Source organism: Defluviitalea phaphyphila, assembly GCF_001466305.1.
Taxonomy (GTDB): Bacteria; Bacillota; Clostridia; order Lachnospirales; family Defluviitaleaceae; genus Defluviitalea_A; species Defluviitalea_A phaphyphila.
The window spans coordinates 1-967 of sequence record NZ_JWID01000063.1 but is presented as its reverse complement, the minus strand read 5'-3'; the positions used below and the strand labels follow the sequence as shown (position 1 = coordinate 967).

Below are 967 nucleotides of genomic sequence, written 5' to 3'. Positions count from 1 at the left end.
TTTTATTCCTTTTTTCATTTTTTTAATATACATTTTTCCTCCTTATTATATTTTATTTTTTTATGTACTAGCTTTTATTTTTTATCTAATGCTTTGTCAATAACTATTTGATCTTTCATATTTTCAATGGGACAATTTATATGGTCTTCTTCACCATCTATATTTATTTGAGTTCCCTTAGGAAACATTGTTATCCTATATGCTTCTGTTTCCCATCTAAGTCCCGTTTCTGAAGAAGCTTTTGTAGAGGTGACGGGAAATGTAATATAATGATTTCCTTCTTTTTCTATTAATTTAAATTTTATATCTTTATCTTTACTATAACTTATATTTTTAAAATCCATTCCTATTTCATATTAATCCCCTTCTACTGGCATTACTGGTCCAATATGTTTAAACCCATCTGCATAATAAGTTTTAAAAGCCTCTCCCTTTAATCCTGTTCCGATATACACTTCATAAGGCACTTGATACCATTTACCTAATTCATAATCATACTCTCCAAACCAATCTTCTCTAAAATTTCCTTCTGCTGATTTAATACGGAATAAAAACAACCCTATTACTTCAGGTCCTCCATCATGATATACAAAATATTCATCAGTAAGAAATTTTACCTCAATTATAAATTTATGCTCAGCTAACGATTCATATTCTCTTTTAAACCATATTCTTTCGGCATAATCGTCTACAGTATAAGGAATTATTCTAGAAAAATATGTTTCAAAATCCATACGATAATCAAAATTATATATTGATTCCATATAGTTTTTTGCTATATTAATAAATTTAGGTATATTATCCTTTCCGTAATCATCTATTAAATCTTGTCTTTGTTTTTCATCATTTTGTACGTAACTACGTAGTAAATCAAATTGCTCTTGGGTTAATTCTGAACTTGTATTTTCTTTTGGCTCTTCTTTTGGAATTTGTTCTTCTTTTTTTGTTTCCTCTTCTTTTTCTTTAT

The 967-nt window shown here is 27.4% G+C and carries 2 protein-coding genes; both read right to left on the bottom strand.

Features of this window, described 5'->3' with window-relative positions; all coding sequences use genetic code 11:
• Positions 1-74: 74 nt before the first annotated feature.
• On the bottom strand, positions 75-344 hold the full coding sequence (locus OM90_RS12135; RefSeq protein ID WP_058487110.1) for a hypothetical protein: 270 nt from the start codon (positions 342-344) through the stop codon (positions 75-77).
• 12 nt (positions 345-356) lie between these two features.
• Positions 357-967, bottom strand: a 611-nt coding sequence (locus tag OM90_RS12945; RefSeq protein ID WP_160323687.1) for a hypothetical protein, incomplete at its 5' end; no start/stop codon positions are given.

Excerpts from the sequence above, each read along its gene's own strand:
- OM90_RS12135 (WP_058487110.1), bottom strand. The coding sequence starts at position 344 with ATGGATTTTAAAAATATAAGTTATAGTAAAGATAAAGATATAAAATTT.